The sequence below is a fragment of the Roseateles sp. GW821-FHT09H10 genome (genome assembly GCF_059415865.1).
Genome location: NZ_JBWKOB010000002.1, coordinates 633,037 through 649,256, shown reverse-complemented (window position 1 = coordinate 649,256; position 16,220 = coordinate 633,037). Strand labels below are relative to the sequence as shown.

The following is a 16,220-nucleotide window of genomic DNA, read 5'->3' as shown; positions in this document are numbered from 1 at the left end:
GCCATGCCCCTGGTCCACAGCTCCTTCTACCGTTTTACCCCGATGCCGGACCCCACCGGCTTCGCCGAGCAATTGCGCGCACGAGGCGCGGAACTGGCCCTGGGCGGTGTCGTGTTGCTGGCGCAAGAGGGCATCAGCGCCGCCATCGCCGGCGAGGCGGAGGCCGTGCAGGCCTTCGAGGCCGAACTGCAGCTGCAGCCCGGCCTCGCCGGCCTGCACTTCAAGCACAACGCCTGCGAGCGCCGGCCCTTCAGCCGCCTCAAGGTCTCGGTCAAGCGCGAGATCGTCGCTTTCGGCATCCCCGGCGTCAGCGGCGGCGACGCCACCGACACCCATGTCAGCCCGCAGCAGTTCCGCGCCCTGCTGGACGACCCGGCCACCGTGGTGCTGGACAACCGCAACAGCTTCGAGTTCAAGCTCGGGCGTTTCCGCGGTGCCATCGACCCCGGCGTGGCCCATTTCCGCGATTTCCCGGCCTATGTCGAGGCGCATCGCGACGAATGGCAGGGCAGGACGGTCGCGATGTACTGCACCGGCGGCATCCGCTGCGAGAAGACGGCGGCCTGGATGCAGGCCCAGGGCCTCCAGGTGGCCCAGCTCGACGGCGGCATCCTGAACTATCTCGAAACGTTTCCGCAGGATTCGGCCCACTGGCAGGGCGAGTGCTATGTCTTCGACAAGCGCATCGCCATCGATGCCGCGGCACGGGAAACCGGCACCACGGCAGAAGAGGTCTTCACCGACCCGGCCGATGCCTGGCGGTTGGCGCGGGCCCGTCGCCTGGACCCGGCGGCGGAGGATTGATTCCCACAGCTCGGAACAAAGCTTCCGGGCCGCGGCCGATGCGCCGCGCCACAAACGCAGACAATCCCCCCGCGCGCCGCTTGCGCGCACCGCAAACTGTCATTCGATGTCTCACCTGATCGTCCACGGCGGCACGCCCCTCTCGGGCCGCATCACCCCCTCGGCCAACAAGAACGCCGTCCTGCCCATCCTGTGCGCGACGCTGCTGACCAGGCAGCCGGTGCGCCTGCGCGGCGTGCCCGAGATCACCGACGTGAAGAAGATCGTCGAGGTCTTCCGCAAGCTGGGCTCCCAGGTCGAGCTGGACTTCAAGACCGGCATCCTCGACGTCCACCACCGCGACACCCATTTCGATCCGGCCACCGACCGCCTGCCCGAGGAGATGCGCTCCTCCATCATGCTGGTGCCCGGCCTGATGGCCCGCTTCGGCGCCGCCCGCATCGAGGACGACGTCAAGGGCTGCACCCTGGGTGCGCGCGAGATCGACCCCCACGTCGAGGTGTTCCAGCGCTTCGGCGCCGACGTCGAGCGCCTGCCCGACGGCCTGGTGCTGCGCGTCAACCGGCCCCTCACCGCCAACGCCCACTGGACCGACTACGCCTCGGTCACGACGACCGAGAACTTCGTGCTGTGCGCGGCCCTGGCCGATGGCGTGTCCACGCTGACCAATGCCGCCAGCGAGCCCCATGTGCAGGAGTTCTGCAACTTCATGTCCCTGCTGGGCGCCAGGATCGAAGGCCACGGCACCTCCAAGCTGAAGATCAGCGGTGTCAAGGAGCTCGGTGGCGCCGACTACACCTTCACCGAGGACTTCCACGAGATCGTCACGTTCCTGGCCCTGGGCGCCATCACCGGCGGCAATGTGCAGGTCAAGAACGGCGCGCCGGAGATGTTCCCGCTGCTGGACCGCACCTTCGCCAAGTTCGGCGTGCAGATCGTCCATGAAGACGGCTGGAGCCGCTGCGTCACCAACGGCCCGCTCAAGGTCAAGGAGCCCTTCACCCGCAACATCCTGCAAAAGGTCGAGGCCGCGCCCTGGCCCTATGTGCCGGTGGACCTGCTGCCCATCTTCGTCGCCCTGGGCGTCAAGGCCGAGGGCAGCGTGATGTTCTGGAACAAGATCTATGACGGCGCCATGGGCTGGACGTCGGAGCTGGCCAAGTTCGGCGCCCATGCCTTCCTCAGCGACCCGCACCGCATGATCACCTTCGGCGGCAAGCCGCTGAGCCCGACCGAGGTCGAGAGCCCCTACATCATCCGCGTCGCCATCGCGCTGCTGATGGTGGCGGCCAGCATCCCGGGCAAGAGCGTGATCCGGAACGCGACGCCCATCCGCCGCGCCCATCCCAATTTCGTCGAGCACATCTGCGAGCTCGGCGCCCGAATTGAATGGGTTGAAGGGGATTGATGTTGCGCGGGCTGTTCGCAGCCGCATGCCTGGCGGCTTCGGCCGCCCAGGCGGCACCGCCGCCCGCTGAAACCATTCGCTGGGTGGCCCAGGACGTGCCGCCTCATTTCAGCTTCGTGCAGGGCCGGCCGCCGCGCTCCGTGGCGGAGCTGGGCCATGGCGAGGTGGACGGCTTCATGCGCGTGCTGCTGACGCGCATGCCCAGCTACCGGCACGAGTTCGTCGAGGCCAGCACGGCCCGCTATGAAACCGAGAGCCGCCGCGGCCAGACGCTGTGCTCCACCATGCATGTGCGCACGCCGGCACGCTCGGAGTGGCTCTATTTCTCGCATCTGTACCCGCCGCTGATCTCGCGCGAGATCCACGTCATCGTCAGGCGCGATGCCATGGACAAGGTGAACCAGGGCCGGCCGGCGGAGGGCCGCCTGGTGCTGGCCGAGCTGCTGAAGCGCCCCGAGCTGCGCCTGTTGCTGGCGCGCGACCGCGCCTTCGGCACGCATATCGACAAGCAGCTCGAGCAGCAGCCCGTGCCCCGCCTGGCCGTCGGCGCCCAGCTCAGCAGCCAGCTGCTGGACATGCTGCGGGCCGGCCGCATGGACTACACGCTGGAGTACCCGGCCGTCGTACAGGACTATCTGAAGCGTGTCGGCGATCCGGAGGCCCTCATCGCCCTGCCCGTGGCCGAGGGCCTGAGCACGCCGCTGGCTACCGTCTCCTGCACCCGCACGCCCCAGGGCCGGCACCATATCGAGGCCATCGACGCGGCCGTGCGCGCCCTGGCCCGCGAGCCCAACCGCGACGCTTGGGTGCGCGAATGGCGCGGTGACCGCGCCAGCCCCCAGGACATGAAGCGGCTGAACGCCTACATGGACGAGCGCGCCCGCGGCGGGCCGCGCATCGAATAGTGAGTCGGCCGCCCAAGCCCGCGCTGCCGCTGCGCGAGGGCGTCGCGGCCAGCGCCGTGTTCTGCCCGCCGGGCCCCTGGGCGACGACGACGGCCTTCCTCATAGAGCGCCTGCCTCGCGTGGACGACTGGCTCGAGCGCGTGCGACGTGGCGACGTGGTGGACGACGACGGCCGGCCGGTGCCCGATGCGCCCTATCTCGGCAATCGCCGCCTCTACTACTGGCGCCACCTCGACGTTGAGCCCGACATCCCGTTCCGCGAGCGCATCGTCTTCCAGGACGAACATCTGCTCGTCGCCGACAAGCCCCATTTCCTGCCCGTCACGCCCAGTGGCCTCTATGCCCGCCAGACGCTGATGGCGCGGCTGCGCCAGGCCACCGGCCTGGTCGACCTCAACCCCGTGCACCGGCTGGACCGCGAGACGGCCGGCCTGGTCGTCTTCAATATCCGGCGCGAGGAGCGTGGCGCCTATCACCACCTGTTCCGCGAGCGCGTCGTCGACAAGGTCTACGAAGCCATTGCGCCGGTGGGTGCCGGCCCCTGGCCGCGCGTCGTGAGGCACCGCCTGGCCGAGCCGCCCGGCGACAACTTCATGCAGATGCAGGTCGTCGACGGTGAACCGAACGCCGAAACCTGGATCAACCTCGTCGAGATGCTGTCGGACGGGTTGGCGCGCTACGAGCTGAGGCCCAAGACGGGCCTGCGCCACCAGCTGCGCGCCCAGATGAATGCCCTGGGCCTGCCCCTGGTGGGCGACCGCATCTACCCGGTGCTGCAGCCCCACGAGAACCCGCCGCGCGTGGACGCGCCGCTGCAATTGGTTGCGCGTGCGATCGCTTTCATGGATCCCGTCACGGGCCAGCAACGCAGCTTCAGCCGCGACGCCCTGACAATCGCGGCGCCATGAACGCGCCCAACCCTCAAGCCCAGGTCCAGGAACTGCGCCGCCAGCTGCAGTCCCTGCTCGACGCCGCCAAGGCCAATGAGCGCAAGCTGGACCGCTTCGACGCGCTGGAGCGCCGCCTCATCGCCGTCAGTTCCATGGAGGAACTGGTCAACCTGCTGCTCGTCGACTGCCGCGACGACTTCGGCCTGGACGCCGCCGAGCTCTGGCTGCTCGACCCCGACGAGGAGTTGCGCCGCGCCCTGCCGGCCCTGCCCATGATCAAGGCGCCCCGGCTGCTGGACAGCCATGGCCCGCTGAAGGATCTGTTCGGCGCCGCGCGCACGACCCGCCTCATCAGTCCCGGGCCCGACGAGGCCCTGCTGGCCAAGGCCTTCGCGCCCGAGGCCGGCGTGCGCTCGGCCGCCCTGCTGCCGCTGATCCGCCAGGGCCTGCTGATCGGCAGCCTGCACCTGGGCGCGCGCGACCCCGAGCGCTACGACGCCGCCTCGGGCACCAAGTTCCTCGACCGGCTGTCGGCCATCGCGGCCATCGCCATCGAGAGCATGCTCAACCGCGAGCGCCTGCGCCGCGCCGGCATGACGGACGGCCTCACTGGCGTGCACAACCGCCGCTACTTCGACCACCGCAGCCTCATCGAGTTCAGCCAGGCCGTGCGCCACCGCTACCCGCTGGCCTGCCTGTTCCTGGACATCGACCACTTCAAGGCCATCAACGACCGCCACGGCCACCCGGTGGGTGACGAGGTGCTGCGCCAGGTCGGCGGGCTGATCCTGCGTTCCCTGCGCACCGGCGACCTGGCCGCCCGCTATGGCGGCGAGGAATTCGTCGTGCTGCTGCCGCGCACCGACCTGGCCGGCGCCCGCGAGGTGGCGGAGCGCATCCGCCTGATGGTGCAGGAGGCGCCCTTCGTGACGCCCGAGGGCGGCACGGTCAGCGCGACGCTGTCGGCCGGCCTGGCCATGCTCAGCACCAGTGCGACGAGCTTTGCCGACCTGCTGTCCGCCGCCGACCGTGCGCTCTACGAAGCCAAGGGCGCCGGGCGCAATCGCACGGTGGCCTCCGAGGACCCTAGCGCAGCCATTGGAGTTGCATCGTGAACATGTCGCCTCGGCGGCCGTAGGTCTTGCCGAACAGGAAGGCTGCGTTCAGCGTCACGGTGTCGCGGCCTTCGTCCCACAGCGTGGCCAGCAGGACCGGCCCGGCACGGTGCGATTGGCGGGCCTGGGGCGCCCAGTCGTTCCACTGGCCGACCTCGCTGAAGCCCTGCACGCCGGCCCGCCAGCCCGGCGCCAGGCGGTAGACGCCCCGCCATTGCAGCTTGAGCCGCGTCTCGCGCCGGCTGCTGTCGTATTCCCAGAACGCACCAGCGTTGAGCTTGAGCCGGCCGAGGTCGGTCTGCCAGGCCGGGCCCAGCTCGAACGCGTGGCTGCCATCCTCGCGGTTGTGCACCAACTGGGTGTGCAGGGCCAGGTCATAGGGCTTCTCGCCCTGGGTCAGCAGGATGTCGTTGATCCAGTTCCAGGTCTCCAGCCGGGCGCCACCCAGGGTCTCGCCCTCCCAGCTGGCCAGCAGCCGCGTCGTCCAGCGCGTGTTGACGCCCCAGCTCAGGCCCAGCTCGGGCCACAGCACCGCCTTGTCGTCGGGCGCCTTGACGGTCCAGTAGCGCAGCTCGGCGCCGAGGCGGCCGGCCTGGTCATAGGGGGTGACGACGTAGTAGCCTGGGTCGGCCGCCGCCGGGCTGGCCAGCGTTGCAAGCATGAGCCAACAGCAACTTCGCATGCGCGGACTCTAGGGGCTGCATCACAATGGCCCGGCCATGAAAACCCTGTCGCCGCTCCTCCTCGCTGCTGCCCTTGGTCTCGGCCCTGCCGCCACCGCCGAAGCCGGCCCGGCGCTCCAGCGCATCCAGTCCAGCGGCCGCATCGTGCTGGCCCACCGCGAATCGTCGGTGCCCTTCAGCTATCTGCTGCCCGACGGCCGGCCCGTCGGCTACGCGGTGGACCTGTGCCTGAAGGTCGCCGAGGCGGTGCGCAAGAAGCTGAAGATGAATGCGCTGAACCCGCAGTTCCTGCTGGTGACGCCGGCCAACCGCATCCAGATGGTGGTCGACGGCAAGGCCGACATGGAATGCGGCTCGACGACCAACAACGCCGAAAGGCGCGAGAAGGTCGCCTTCACCGTGCCTCACTACATCACCGGTGCGCGCTACCTCGTCAGGGCCGACAGCGGCATCAACGAGCTGGCCCAGTTCGACGGCAAGACCATGGTGTCCACCAAGGGCACCACACCGCTGAAGTCCATCACCCAGGCCAACAACGAGCGCGCCCTGCACATCAACATCATCGAGGCGCCTGACCATGCCAAGGCCATGGAGATGCTGGCCGCGGGCCAGGCCGACGGCTTCGTCATGGATGACGTGCTGCTCTATGGCCTCGCCTCGGCGCGGCCCGATGCAGCCAAGTTCCGCGTGGTCGGCAAATTCCTGACCATCGAGCCCCTGTCCATCGTGCTGCCCAAGAACGATCCCGAGCTCAAGGCCATCGTCGACGAGGAGATGGCGCGCCTCATCACCAGCCACGAGGCGCATGCGATCTACGAGCGCTGGTTCATGAAGCCCATCCCGCCCAAGAACACGGCGATGAACCTGCCGATGAACTATCTGCTCAAGGACTTCTGGAAGTACCCGTCGGACCAGGTCCCCTACTGAGTTCGGCCCGAGGACAAGCCCTGCGGCTTGCCGACGCCTGACGAAGGCCCCGGCGCCTGCCAGCGACGCGGCATGAGTCGCCGGCGTGACGCTGGCATGCAGCACTCCCTGCAGACAAACCCCGAGCGGCGCTCCGGGATGCGGCCGTGACAATTTGTGTGCCGTCAGCGCCGACCCATGAGTACCGATTCCCCCGCCGAAACCCTGGACCGCCTCAGCGTCAGCCCGCGGCGTCTGGGGTCGCTGCGGTTGCGGCTGAGCCTGGGGGTGCCGCTGCTGACGGCCCTCATCGTGCTGGTCTTCGAATGGAGCCTGGGCAGCTTTGAGGCGCCGGGCGAGGGCCTGGCCCGCGCCGCCTGGCTGGTGGTCCTGCTCAGCGCCGCCCAGTTGCTGCTCATCGAGGCCTTGCTGCTGCGCCCCCTGCGCCAGCTGGCCGCCGGCTGCGAGGCCATGGAATCGGCGCCCGTGCCGCTGACGCCCGATCCCGTCGTGCCGACGCCCCGCCTGACCGCCGAGCTGGACCGCATCGGCCACGCCATGCGGCGCGCGCGCGGTTCGCTGTGGCAGCAGGACCAGGATGCCCGCGAGCTCAGGCGCGAGCTGACCCAGCAGCGCCATCTGCTCCAGGAAGCCCATGCGGCCCTGGAAGCCAACCAGCGCGAGCTGGCCAGCCTGGCGCGTGTCGACGCGCTGACGGGCATTGCCAACCAGCGTGCCTTCGACGAGGCCCTGCGCCGCGAGTTCAAGCGGGCCCAGCGCCTGCGCGGCCTGCTGGCCGTGGCCGTGCTGGACCTGGACCAGTTCAAGCAGTTCAACCTGACCCATGGCAATGCCGTGGGCGACGCGGCCTTGCAGCGCGTCGCCGCCCTGCTGAGCGATCGCTTCAAGCGCGACACCGACATCGTCGCCCGCCTCGGCGGCGAGGAGTTCGTGGCCCTGCTGCCCGGCTTCGGCATGGCCGAGGCCCAGGGCGTGCTGGAGTCCTTGCGCGACGAGCTGAGGGCGCTGCGCCTGCCCGATGGCCAGGGCAGCCTGACGCTGAGCGTGGGCCTGGCGGCGGCCAGCCCGGCGCATCCCTACCTGAGCGCCCAGGCCCTGTTGCAGGCGGCCGACGAGGCCCTGTATATCGCCAAGCACGCCGGCCGCGACCGGCTCAGCCTGGCGGCCTGATCACTTGCGCAGATAGCGCGACAGGATGCGGTCGTACTCGCTGACGCCGTTCCTGGGTTTCTTGGCCGCGTCCAGCCCCTGCTGCAGGCGCTTCAGGTAGTCGGCGCCGACGGCGCTGTTGCAGGCGAAGTAGTTGTCGCCGCCCTTGATCCGGCCATCGAAGCGGTAGCTCTCCGGCGGGATCTCCAGGCTCGCCAGCGTCCAGCGCATGACGGCTTCGCCATAGACCCAGCCGTCCACCCGGCCGGCGAGCATCATGCGCGCCGCGATGGTGGGGTCGGCGACGCGGTGGATGCGCGCCTCGTCGGCTCCCAGGCTGCGGGCCGTTTCCTCGGCCACGTCGCCACGCACGACCACCACGTCCAGCCCGGCGAGCGGCTTGTCGCCCACCGGCCAGGGCGGCGCCGAATTCTTGCGCGCCACGGCGTGGTCGGCGGGCAGGAAGGGGCCTGTCCATTGGTACTGCTTCTCGCGCGCTGCCGTGCGCGTCATGGCAGTCACGCAGGCGGGGGCCGGAGCGGCCAGCGCCTGCAGCACACGGGGCCAGGGCATGAAGAGGGGTGTCACCTCAGGCAGGTTGGCCTGGGCCTGGGCGGCCTTCATCAGGTCCACCGCCACGCCCGCCGGGCCGCTGGGGCCGACGAAGCTGAAGGGCGGGAAGGGCTCGCTCAACCACTGCACCGGCTGGGCGGCATCCGACGCCGCGGGGAGGGGCTGGGCCGCGAGGCCGCCGGCCGTCACGACACAGGCTGCCGCGCACAGCATCCGAGCGTTCCGCATGCAGCCTCCTCGTTGTTCTGGCTGATGCGTCGATGCTAAGGGCCCGGCGGCTCGCCGGGAAGCGGCTTCAGCGCCCGTGTTCCTGGGCAGCCAGCAGCTGCTCGTTGACGCGGCGCGCGGCACGCAGCACCAGGGTCTCGTCCAGCTGCGCCTGCGGGGCGATCTGGCTGGCGATGTCGTCGAGCTGGTCGGGGTGGTTCAGCAAGGCCCAGGCCACCGTCGAGATGGCGGCGACGCTGCGGCGGGCCAGGCTTTCCGGCATCGTCAGCGAGGCCTGGATCTCGACGTGGTAGCGCACGCTGGCGACCGCCGCCGGCGCCAGGCCCCAGCTTTCGCACAGGGCGGCGCCGAGGGCGTCATGGCTGACGCCGAAGGCGGTCTTTTCCAGTTCGATGAGCTCGGCGTCGCGCGTCGCGGCGCGCAGCATGGCCGGGTAGTGGGTGGGCGCATGGCGGTAGAGCACCGCCTTGCCGCATTCCTCGAACAGGCCGGCCGAGTGGGCGGCCCAGGGGTCCACGCCCAGCATCTGGCCCATGCGGCCCATCAGCAGGCCGCGCTGCGAGGCGCGCGTCCACACCGACTCCAGCTCGGCGGCGGCCGGGAAGGCGGCGCGCAGGCCCATCTCGAAGGTGATGGCCGCCACCTCGCGCATGCCCAGGTAGGTCAGGGCCTGGTGCACGGTCTGCACGCGGCCGCGCAGGCCGTACAGCGAGGAGTTGACCGCCTTCATGACGGCGGCGGCCAGGGCCATGTCGGTCTCGACCAGGGAGGACATGGCCTGCAGGTCGATGTCCTCGGCTGCCATCAGCAGCGAGAGCTTGACCAGGACCTCGGGCTGGGTCGGGATCTCGATGTCCAGATTGCGCAGTTGAGGATCGACGGGCATGGTGAGTGGGTTCTTCTGGGGAATGCCCGATCGTAGATCAGCGGAAGAAGGCGTCCCAGGCTGTTTTGAGGATGAGGGCGCCGACCACGATGACAAAGACGCCGCGCACGAAGCCGGCGCCGTGCTTGAGGGCCAGACGGGTGCCCAGCAGGCTCCCGGCGACATTGGTCACCGCCATCACGGCGGCCACATGCCACCAGATATGGCCCTTGCTGACGAAGAAGGCGATCGCGAACGCGTTCGTCAGCAGGTTCATCAGCTTGGCCGTGGCCGACGCGTGCAGGAAGTCGTAGCCCAGCAGGCGCACGAACAGGAAGACGAAGAAGCTGCCCGTGCCCGGGCCGAAGAAGCCGTCGTAGAAGCCGACGGCGAGCGCGATGCCGCAGGCCACGAGGGTTTCGGTGCGGCCGGTGAAGCGCGGCTTGTGCTCTCGCCCCAGGTCCTTCTTGGCCAGGGTGTAGACCAGCACGGCCAGCAGGATCAGCGGCAAGGCCTTGCGCAGATAGTCCGGGCTGACGAGCGTCAGCACCCAGGCACCGGCAAAGCTGCCGATGCCGGTCACCACGGCGGCCGGCATCAAGCGCTTCCACGGCAGGTCCACGCGCTTCACGTACTGCAGCGTGGCCCATCCCGTGCCCCAGATGGCCGCGCCCTTGTTCGTGCCCATCAGCGTGGCCGGCGAGGCGTTCGGGAAGGTGCTGAACAGTGCCGGCACCAGCACCAGCCCGCCACCGCCCGCGACCGCGTCGATGAAGCCGGCGAGCAGGGAAGCGAGGGCGACGGTAGCGAGTTCGAGCATGTATGGATTTCAACAGAGCGACATGGCCGTCGTGTCTTGAGGCGGGCCGAGCGCCGGGCCGCTCCCTGGCCGGCCCGCTCTGGCGATGTTGACCGGGCTCGATGCCCGGTCAATCGCCGTCCCCTCGGGGGACCGACTGGGCTGCCCGCGTCCAGCATGGCAGACCGGGCGAGGGGCATAAAGAAAACGGCCACCAAGGGGTGCCTTGGTGGCCGGTGGGATTGTCTTCGGGGTTACGAAGCAACCTTGTGCGCTTGGCGCTTGATTTGTCTCCTCACAACCCGCCCGGCGGCCCTGGACAAAGCCCGGAACCGCGTCGAGTGGCGAAAATGTATTGCCCCGCGACGGTGCATGGCACTGGGGTTAGCCCGGGTTGGTTGGCCGCGAAAGGTGCGAGCCGGCACCAAAACTGTGCATTCCCCGCCAACCGCCAGGGCTGCAAGAATGTCCCCATGAGCCCTGCCCTGCGCCTGCTGCTGCCGCTGTTGCTGACCCTGCTGAGCGCCTGTGGCGGCGGCGGAGGGGGCAGCACCGGGGGCGGTGGAGACGGGGGCGGCGGCATGGGGCAGACCTTGACGCTGACCTTGCCCGGCAATGGCCTGGCGGCGGCCGACCTGGCCGTCATCGTCGCCGAGGGCGACGCCCTCAGCGAGGCCGTCGGCGCGGCCTATGTCGCGGCGCGCGGGGTGCCGGCCGCCAACCTGATCCGGGTCCGGGTCAACACGGGCCAGGACGCGATCTCCGCCGCCGACTTCACGTTGCTGAAATCCGACATCGACGCCCGATTGCCGGCCGGCGTCCAGGCCACGCTGCTGACCTGGGCCGCGCCCAGCCGGGTCCGGGGGGCCTGCAACATGGGCATCACCAGCGCCATGGCCCTGGGCTTCGACACCCGCTATTGCAATCCCACCCCCACGGTCGACGCCTGCGCCAGCACCGCCGCCTCGCCGCTCTACGACAACGAGACGCGCCGGCCCCAGACGGAGCTGCGCGTGCGTCCGTCGATGCTGCTGGGCGCGCGCACGCTGAGCGCCGCCCAGGCCCTGATCGCCCGGGGTGTCGCGGCCGACGCCAGCCGCCCGGCCGGCGAGGGCTGGCTGGTGCGCACGACCGATGAAGAGCGCAGCGTGCGCTGGAATGACTTCAACGGTCTGCCGGCGGCCTGGAGCGGGGCGCTGGCGCTGAACTATGTGGACAACAGCGCCGGCCCGGCCAGCGCCAATTCGCTGTCCGGCAAGAACGGCGTGCTCTTCTACCTGACCGGCCTGAGCAGCGTCGCCAACCTGTCGACGCTGCAGTTCCGCCCCGGCGCCCTGGCCGACACGCTGACGTCCAGCGGCGGCCTGCTGCCCTCGGGTGCCGGCCAGATGCCCATCACCGCCTGGCTGGATGCGGGCGCCACGGCCAGCTACGGCACCGTCGAGGAGCCCTGTAATCTGCAGCAGAAGTTCTCGCGCGCCTCCGTCCTCATCGACCAGTACTGGCGCGGCGCGACGGCCATCGAGGCCTACTGGAAGGCCGTGCAATGGCCGGGGCAGGGCCTGTTCGTCGGCGAGCCGCTGGCGCGGCCCTTCCCGGACAGCAACAGCTTCGCCATCGTCGGCGGCGAGTACCAGATCAAGAGCCGCAGCCTGCGGCCCGGCACCCGCTACACCCTCGAGTACCGCATCGGCGCCACGGGGGCCTGGACCTCGCTGGCCGAGTTCGCCGGCGTGCGCGGCCAGGCGCTGGACGGCCGCGCGCCCCTGCCGCCGGCGGCCGCGACCCACATCCGCTGGGTCGGGCCCTGCCCCGACAGCACGGCCACCCGCTGCACGCTGGCGGCCTCCTCCTAGGGTTTGCACCGGGTCTCGCGCTCGCCCGAATGCGGGGGCGTTCGGGCCGGGGAGGGGATTTCTGCCGTGGACACTCGCGGGTCGGTGCGTCTATCGTCGCGCCCCGCGAGGCAGCTGGTCTTTCAGCGCCATCGCGACAGGGCCCCAAGGTGGGCTGGCGCTGGGGAGGCGCGCAACAGGAGGACGGACGGCCCGACGCTGCCCGCTGCCTGAACGCATGCCCCCGGCTGGATGCAAGAGCGGGGGAGTGTGATGACAAGAATCGATGGCGTGGTGCAACGGCTGCGGGCCGCGGGCCTGATCCTGGGACTGGGTGCCAGCCTGGCGCTGACCGCCTGCGGCGGCGGTGGCGGGGGTGGCGACACCACCCCGCCTCCTCCCGTCACCCCGGCCATCGTCGCGCCCAGCATCGGCAGCCAGCCGCTGGACGCCAAGGTCACTGACGGCGCCACCGCGACCTTCAGCGTCACGGCCAGCGGCTCCAGCCTGAGCTACCAGTGGCAGCGTGACGGCAAGGCCATCACCGGCGCCACCGGCGCCAGCTACACGACGCCGGTGCTGCACATGGCCGACAACGCGGCCAAGTACCTGGTCGTCGTCAGCGGCCCCAATGCCTCGGTGACGAGCAATGCCGTCACGCTGACGGTCAGCCCCATCGCCCTCAACCTCACCGCCCAGCCCCAGGCCCAGACGGCCAAGGATGGCGAGGTCGTCACCTTCGATGTGACGGCCACCGGCAGCGAGCCCATCCAGTACCAGTGGCAGCGCAATGGCGTCGCCATTGCCGGCGCCGACAAGGCCAGCTACACGACTTCGGCCCTGGCCTTGGCCGACAACGCCGCCGTCTTCAAGGTCGTCATGACCAACCCGGCCGGCACCGTCACCAGCCAGGAGGCCAAGCTGACCGTGACCGCCGCCGCGCCGCGCATCATCACGGCGCCCGAGTCGGTCACCACCAGCGACGGCAGCACGGTCACCTTCAAGGTCACGGCCGCCGGCAGCGCGCCGCTGGCCTACCAGTGGCTGCGCAACGGCAGCCCCATCAGCGGCGCCACCGGCACCAGCTACACCACCACGCTGGCCTATGCCGGCAGCGGCGACCGCTTCACGGTGCAGGTCAGCAATGCCTCCGGCCAGGTGCTCAGCGACGTGGCCGTGGCGACGGTCAATGCCGCCGCCCCGTCCATCAGCCAGCATCCCGCCGACGCCACCATCGCGACAGGCGGCTCGGTCACGTTCGCGGCCAATGCATCCGGCACGGCGCCGCTGCGCTACCAATGGCAGCAGAGCCAGGACGAGGGCCTGAACTGGACGAATATCGCTGGCGCTACGGCGGCCAGCCATGCCATCAGCAATGCCACGCTGGCCGATGCCAACACGCGGCTGCGCGTGGTCGTCAGCAACGCGACCGCGAGCCTGACCAGCAACGCCGCGCTGCTGAAGGTGCAGGCCAATGTGCGCATCCTGGCCGGCACCACCGGTGGCTTCGGCTATGCCGATGGCAAGGGCAAGGCGGCCCGCTTCGTCTACGCCTGGAGCCTGGGCGCCGATGCGGCCGGCAATGTCTATGTGGCCGACAACTACAACAGCGTGATCCGGCGCATCAGCCCGGACGGCAACGTCGAGCTGTTCGCCGGCCAGCCCAAGGCCTACGGCCGTGTCAACGGCACGCTGGCCGAAGCGCGCTTCACCAACCCGACCGAGCTGGCGGTCGATCGCGCCAGCGGGGCCGTCTATGTGTTCGAGGGCTGCGTGCTGCGCCGCATCGCCGGCGGCATGGTGTCCACCTTCGCCGGCGACGCCAGCTGCCAGACCCGCGATGGCACGGGCGAGCAGGCGGGCTTCGGCTCCATCGCGGGCGCGGTCGTCGACACAGACGGCAGCCTCTACTTCACCGAGCGCACCAGCGGCAATGGCCAGCAGCTGCGCAAGGTCACACCGGCCGGCGTGGTCAGCACGCTGGCGGGCAGCCTCACCGAGACGGGCAAGGCCGATGGCAGCGGCAGTGCCGCGCGCTTCTCCAACATCGGCAAGCTGGCCATCGATGCCAGCAGGAACATCTTCGTCGCCGATGGCACCGCCATCCGCCAGGTGACGCCGGCGGGCGAGGTCAGCCTGTATGCCGGCATCCCGGAAACCTGGGGCCAGGCCGAGGGCTACCGCACGGCGGCCCGCTTCGGCTACATCAACGGCCTTGCCTTCGACGGCCGCGGCAATCTCTTCGTGGGCGACTACCAGCGCATCGCGCGCATCTCGACCATCGGCACGGTCGTGGCGGCCGTGTCCTCCGTCTATGCCGACAGCGGCTGGGTCAGTCTGGACGGTCCGGCGGGTACGGCCTCGGCCGGCAGCCCCGGGGCGCTGACCAGCCTGCCCGACGGCGGCATCGCCTATTTCGACAGTTCGGCCTACACGGTGCGGACCTTGACGCCCGCCGCGACGGTGGCCACCCTGGCCGGCGGCGGCCGCAGCGGCGGCTTTGCCGATGGCGTCGGCTCGGCGGCCCGGTTCTCCGTCTCCACCGGCTACCAGTCCACCCTGGTCGTGTCGCCGACGGGCTCCGTGAGTCTGGCGGACACCCAGAATCGTCGCCTGCGCCGCCTGGCGCTGGGCAGCAATCTGATGGACACCCTGGCCGGCACGGGCAACTATGGCAATGATGACGGCATGGCGGCCGCGGCCAGTTTTGCCAGTCCCGTCGGCCTGGCCTACGACGCGGCCGGCAACCTCTTTGTTGGCGACGGCTACACCGTTCGCCGCGTCAGCAGCGGCGGCGTGGTCAGCACGGTGGCCGGCAAATACAACGAGAACGGCAGCACCGATGGCTTTGGCGGCGCCGCGCGCTTCAACCAGCTCGGCGGCATCGTGGTCGACAGCAAGGGCAACCTCATCGTCGCCGACATGTACAACTATGTGTTCCGCCGGGTCGCACCCGACGGCACGGTGACCACCCTTGCCGGCAAGGTCGGCCAGTCCGGCTATGTGAACGGCGTGGGCGCCGAGGCTCGCCTGGGGACGGTCAGGTATCTGGTCATCGACGCCGCCGACAACGTCTATTTCACCGACTACAGCCAGTCCATCCGCAAGCTGGCCGCCAATGGCGAGGTCAGCACGGTGGCGGGCGCGCCCTATGCCAACGGCTTCATCGACGACCTGGGCGCTTTCGCCCGCTTCAACAACCCGGCCGGCCTGGCCCTGGATGCGCGCGGCAACCTCTATGTCGCCGACAGTGGCAACAACGCCATCCGGCGCATCACGCCCGGCGGCCAGGTCAGCACCGTCATCGGCGCCGGAGGCCCGGTGTCCGCGCTGCAGCCCGGCCCGGGAGGGCGCATCAACGAGCCCACCGCCATCGCCGTCACCAAGGCCGGCCGGCTGGTCTTCCTCAGCGAGGGCGCCATCGTCGGGGACTGAGGCCGGGAAGTGCTGCGGGGGGAGGGCTTTACATGCCTCCCCTGAGAATGCGGGTCGGTCAAATCCCGATTGCCCGACGGCGTCCGCCGTTGAACAGTCGCCCTCCCGCTGTACCCTCCCTGCCCATGTTCCGACCCCGTCTCGCCCGCCCGCGCGGCTTCACCCTGCTTGAACTGCTGGTCGTCATGGTCATCATCGGCCTGCTGGCCGGCTATGTCGGCCCGAAGTTCTTCGGCCAGATCGGCAAGAGCGAGGTCAAGGCGGCCCGCGCCCAGATCGATGCGCTGGCCAAGTCCCTGGACCAATACCGCCTGGACGTCGGCCGCTACCCCGGCACCGAGCAGGGCCTGGCCGTGCTGGTCACCAAGCCGGCCGACGAGCCCAAGTGGGCCGGCCCCTACCTGAGCAAGGCCGTGCCCAAGGATCCCTGGGGCAACGACTACCAGTACCGCAGCCCCGGCGAGCATGGCGAGTACGACCTGCTGAGCCTGGGCAAGGACGGCCGCCCCGGCGGCGAGGGTGAGGACGCCGACCTCACATCCTGGTAAGCGATGAAGCCCCCACGTTCGCTTCGCGCCCTGCCCCCCGCGGGGGCGTGTCAGTC

Annotated in this window: 14 protein-coding genes; 10 read left to right on the top strand and 4 right to left on the bottom strand. The window is 70.0% G+C overall.

Features of this window, described 5'->3' with window-relative positions; all coding sequences use genetic code 11:
• Nucleotides 1-3 precede the first annotated feature (3 nt).
• The 5 genes from trhO (at nt 4) to AC07OY_RS10920 (ending at nt 5,122) form a co-directional block, all read left to right on the top strand.
• Nucleotides 4-804, top strand: coding sequence for an oxygen-dependent tRNA uridine(34) hydroxylase TrhO (gene trhO / locus AC07OY_RS10940; RefSeq protein WP_495042600.1), 801 nt, complete (start codon nt 4-6; stop codon nt 802-804).
• Between the two features lie 106 nt (nt 805-910).
• Entirely contained in the window at nt 911-2,212 is a 1,302-nt protein-coding gene (locus AC07OY_RS10935; protein ID WP_495042599.1) for a UDP-N-acetylglucosamine 1-carboxyvinyltransferase, read from the top strand.
• A complete protein-coding gene (locus AC07OY_RS10930) occupies nt 2,212-3,117 on the top strand; it encodes a TIGR02285 family protein (RefSeq protein ID WP_495042598.1) in 906 nt (301 codons plus the stop codon). Before AC07OY_RS10935 ends, AC07OY_RS10930 begins: the two co-directional genes overlap by 1 nt.
• Entirely contained in the window at nt 3,117-4,025 is a 909-nt protein-coding gene (locus AC07OY_RS10925; protein WP_495042597.1) for a pseudouridine synthase, read from the top strand. The genes AC07OY_RS10930 and AC07OY_RS10925 overlap by 1 nt, the downstream gene beginning before the upstream one ends.
• Entirely contained in the window at nt 4,022-5,122 is a 1,101-nt protein-coding gene (locus AC07OY_RS10920; RefSeq protein WP_495042596.1) for a GGDEF domain-containing protein, read from the top strand. Before AC07OY_RS10925 ends, AC07OY_RS10920 begins: the two co-directional genes overlap by 4 nt.
• On the opposite strand, the gene AC07OY_RS10915 is transcribed toward AC07OY_RS10920, so the two are convergent.
• Nucleotides 5,094-5,783, bottom strand: coding sequence for a hypothetical protein (locus tag AC07OY_RS10915; RefSeq protein ID WP_495042595.1), 690 nt, complete (start codon nt 5,781-5,783; stop codon nt 5,094-5,096). The two genes, AC07OY_RS10920 and AC07OY_RS10915, sit on opposite strands and share 29 nt — an antisense overlap.
• A 58-nt stretch (nt 5,784-5,841) precedes the next feature.
• Between AC07OY_RS10915 and AC07OY_RS10910 the strand changes: the two genes are divergently transcribed.
• Nucleotides 5,842-6,732 carry an amino acid ABC transporter substrate-binding protein gene (locus AC07OY_RS10910; protein WP_495042594.1) on the top strand — a complete coding sequence of 297 codons (891 nt, stop codon included), beginning with the start codon at nt 5,842-5,844 and terminating at the stop codon, nt 6,730-6,732.
• A 177-nt stretch (nt 6,733-6,909) separates the two neighbouring features.
• Nucleotides 6,910-7,902, top strand: a complete 993-nt coding sequence (locus AC07OY_RS10905; RefSeq protein ID WP_495042593.1) for a GGDEF domain-containing protein — start codon at nt 6,910-6,912, stop codon at nt 7,900-7,902.
• On the opposite strand, the gene AC07OY_RS10900 is transcribed toward AC07OY_RS10905, so the two are convergent.
• The 3 genes from AC07OY_RS10900 to AC07OY_RS10890 form a co-directional block, all read right to left on the bottom strand.
• Entirely contained in the window at nt 7,903-8,682 is a 780-nt protein-coding gene (locus tag AC07OY_RS10900) for a substrate-binding periplasmic protein (protein ID WP_495042592.1), read from the bottom strand.
• 67 nt (nt 8,683-8,749) lie between these two features.
• A complete protein-coding gene (locus AC07OY_RS10895; protein ID WP_495042591.1) occupies nt 8,750-9,568 on the bottom strand; it encodes an HDOD domain-containing protein in 819 nt (272 codons plus the stop codon).
• A gap of 37 nt (nt 9,569-9,605) precedes the next feature.
• The gene (locus AC07OY_RS10890) at nt 9,606-10,367 is read right to left on the bottom strand and encodes a sulfite exporter TauE/SafE family protein (protein ID WP_495042590.1); all 762 of its coding nucleotides are present in this window, start codon (nt 10,365-10,367) and stop codon (nt 9,606-9,608) included.
• A 452-nt stretch (nt 10,368-10,819) separates the two neighbouring features.
• Here AC07OY_RS10890 and AC07OY_RS10885 point away from each other — a divergent pair, with 452 nt between their 5' ends.
• The 3 genes from AC07OY_RS10885 (at nt 10,820) to gspG (ending at nt 16,164) form a co-directional block, all read left to right on the top strand.
• Complete coding sequence (locus tag AC07OY_RS10885) at nt 10,820-12,202, top strand: TIGR03790 family protein (protein WP_495042589.1); 1,383 nt, start codon at nt 10,820-10,822, stop codon at nt 12,200-12,202.
• A 252-nt stretch (nt 12,203-12,454) separates the two neighbouring features.
• The gene (locus AC07OY_RS10880) at nt 12,455-15,616 is read left to right on the top strand and encodes an NHL domain-containing protein (protein WP_495042588.1); all 3,162 of its coding nucleotides are present in this window, start codon (nt 12,455-12,457) and stop codon (nt 15,614-15,616) included.
• 125 nt (nt 15,617-15,741) lie between these two features.
• A complete protein-coding gene (gspG, locus tag AC07OY_RS10875; protein WP_495042587.1) occupies nt 15,742-16,164 on the top strand; it encodes a type II secretion system major pseudopilin GspG in 423 nt (140 codons plus the stop codon).
• Nucleotides 16,165-16,220: the final 56 nt, after the last annotated feature.

Coding starts and splice junctions, on each gene's coding strand:
- trhO (WP_495042600.1), top strand. CDS start 4: ATGCCCCTGGTCCACAGCTCCTTCTACCGTTTTACCCCGATGCCGGAC.
- AC07OY_RS10935 (WP_495042599.1), top strand. CDS start 911: ATGTCTCACCTGATCGTCCACGGCGGCACGCCCCTCTCGGGCCGCATC.
- AC07OY_RS10930 (WP_495042598.1), top strand. CDS start 2,212: ATGTTGCGCGGGCTGTTCGCAGCCGCATGCCTGGCGGCTTCGGCCGCC.
- AC07OY_RS10920 (WP_495042596.1), top strand. CDS start 4,022: ATGAACGCGCCCAACCCTCAAGCCCAGGTCCAGGAACTGCGCCGCCAG.
- AC07OY_RS10915 (WP_495042595.1), bottom strand. CDS start 5,783: ATGCTTGCAACGCTGGCCAGCCCGGCGGCGGCCGACCCAGGCTACTAC.
- AC07OY_RS10910 (WP_495042594.1), top strand. CDS start 5,842: ATGAAAACCCTGTCGCCGCTCCTCCTCGCTGCTGCCCTTGGTCTCGGC.
- AC07OY_RS10905 (WP_495042593.1), top strand. CDS start 6,910: ATGAGTACCGATTCCCCCGCCGAAACCCTGGACCGCCTCAGCGTCAGC.
- AC07OY_RS10900 (WP_495042592.1), bottom strand. CDS start 8,682: ATGCGGAACGCTCGGATGCTGTGCGCGGCAGCCTGTGTCGTGACGGCC.
- AC07OY_RS10895 (WP_495042591.1), bottom strand. CDS start 9,568: ATGCCCGTCGATCCTCAACTGCGCAATCTGGACATCGAGATCCCGACC.
- AC07OY_RS10890 (WP_495042590.1), bottom strand. CDS start 10,367: ATGCTCGAACTCGCTACCGTCGCCCTCGCTTCCCTGCTCGCCGGCTTC.
- AC07OY_RS10885 (WP_495042589.1), top strand. CDS start 10,820: ATGAGCCCTGCCCTGCGCCTGCTGCTGCCGCTGTTGCTGACCCTGCTG.
- AC07OY_RS10880 (WP_495042588.1), top strand. CDS start 12,455: ATGACAAGAATCGATGGCGTGGTGCAACGGCTGCGGGCCGCGGGCCTG.
- gspG (WP_495042587.1), top strand. CDS start 15,742: ATGTTCCGACCCCGTCTCGCCCGCCCGCGCGGCTTCACCCTGCTTGAA.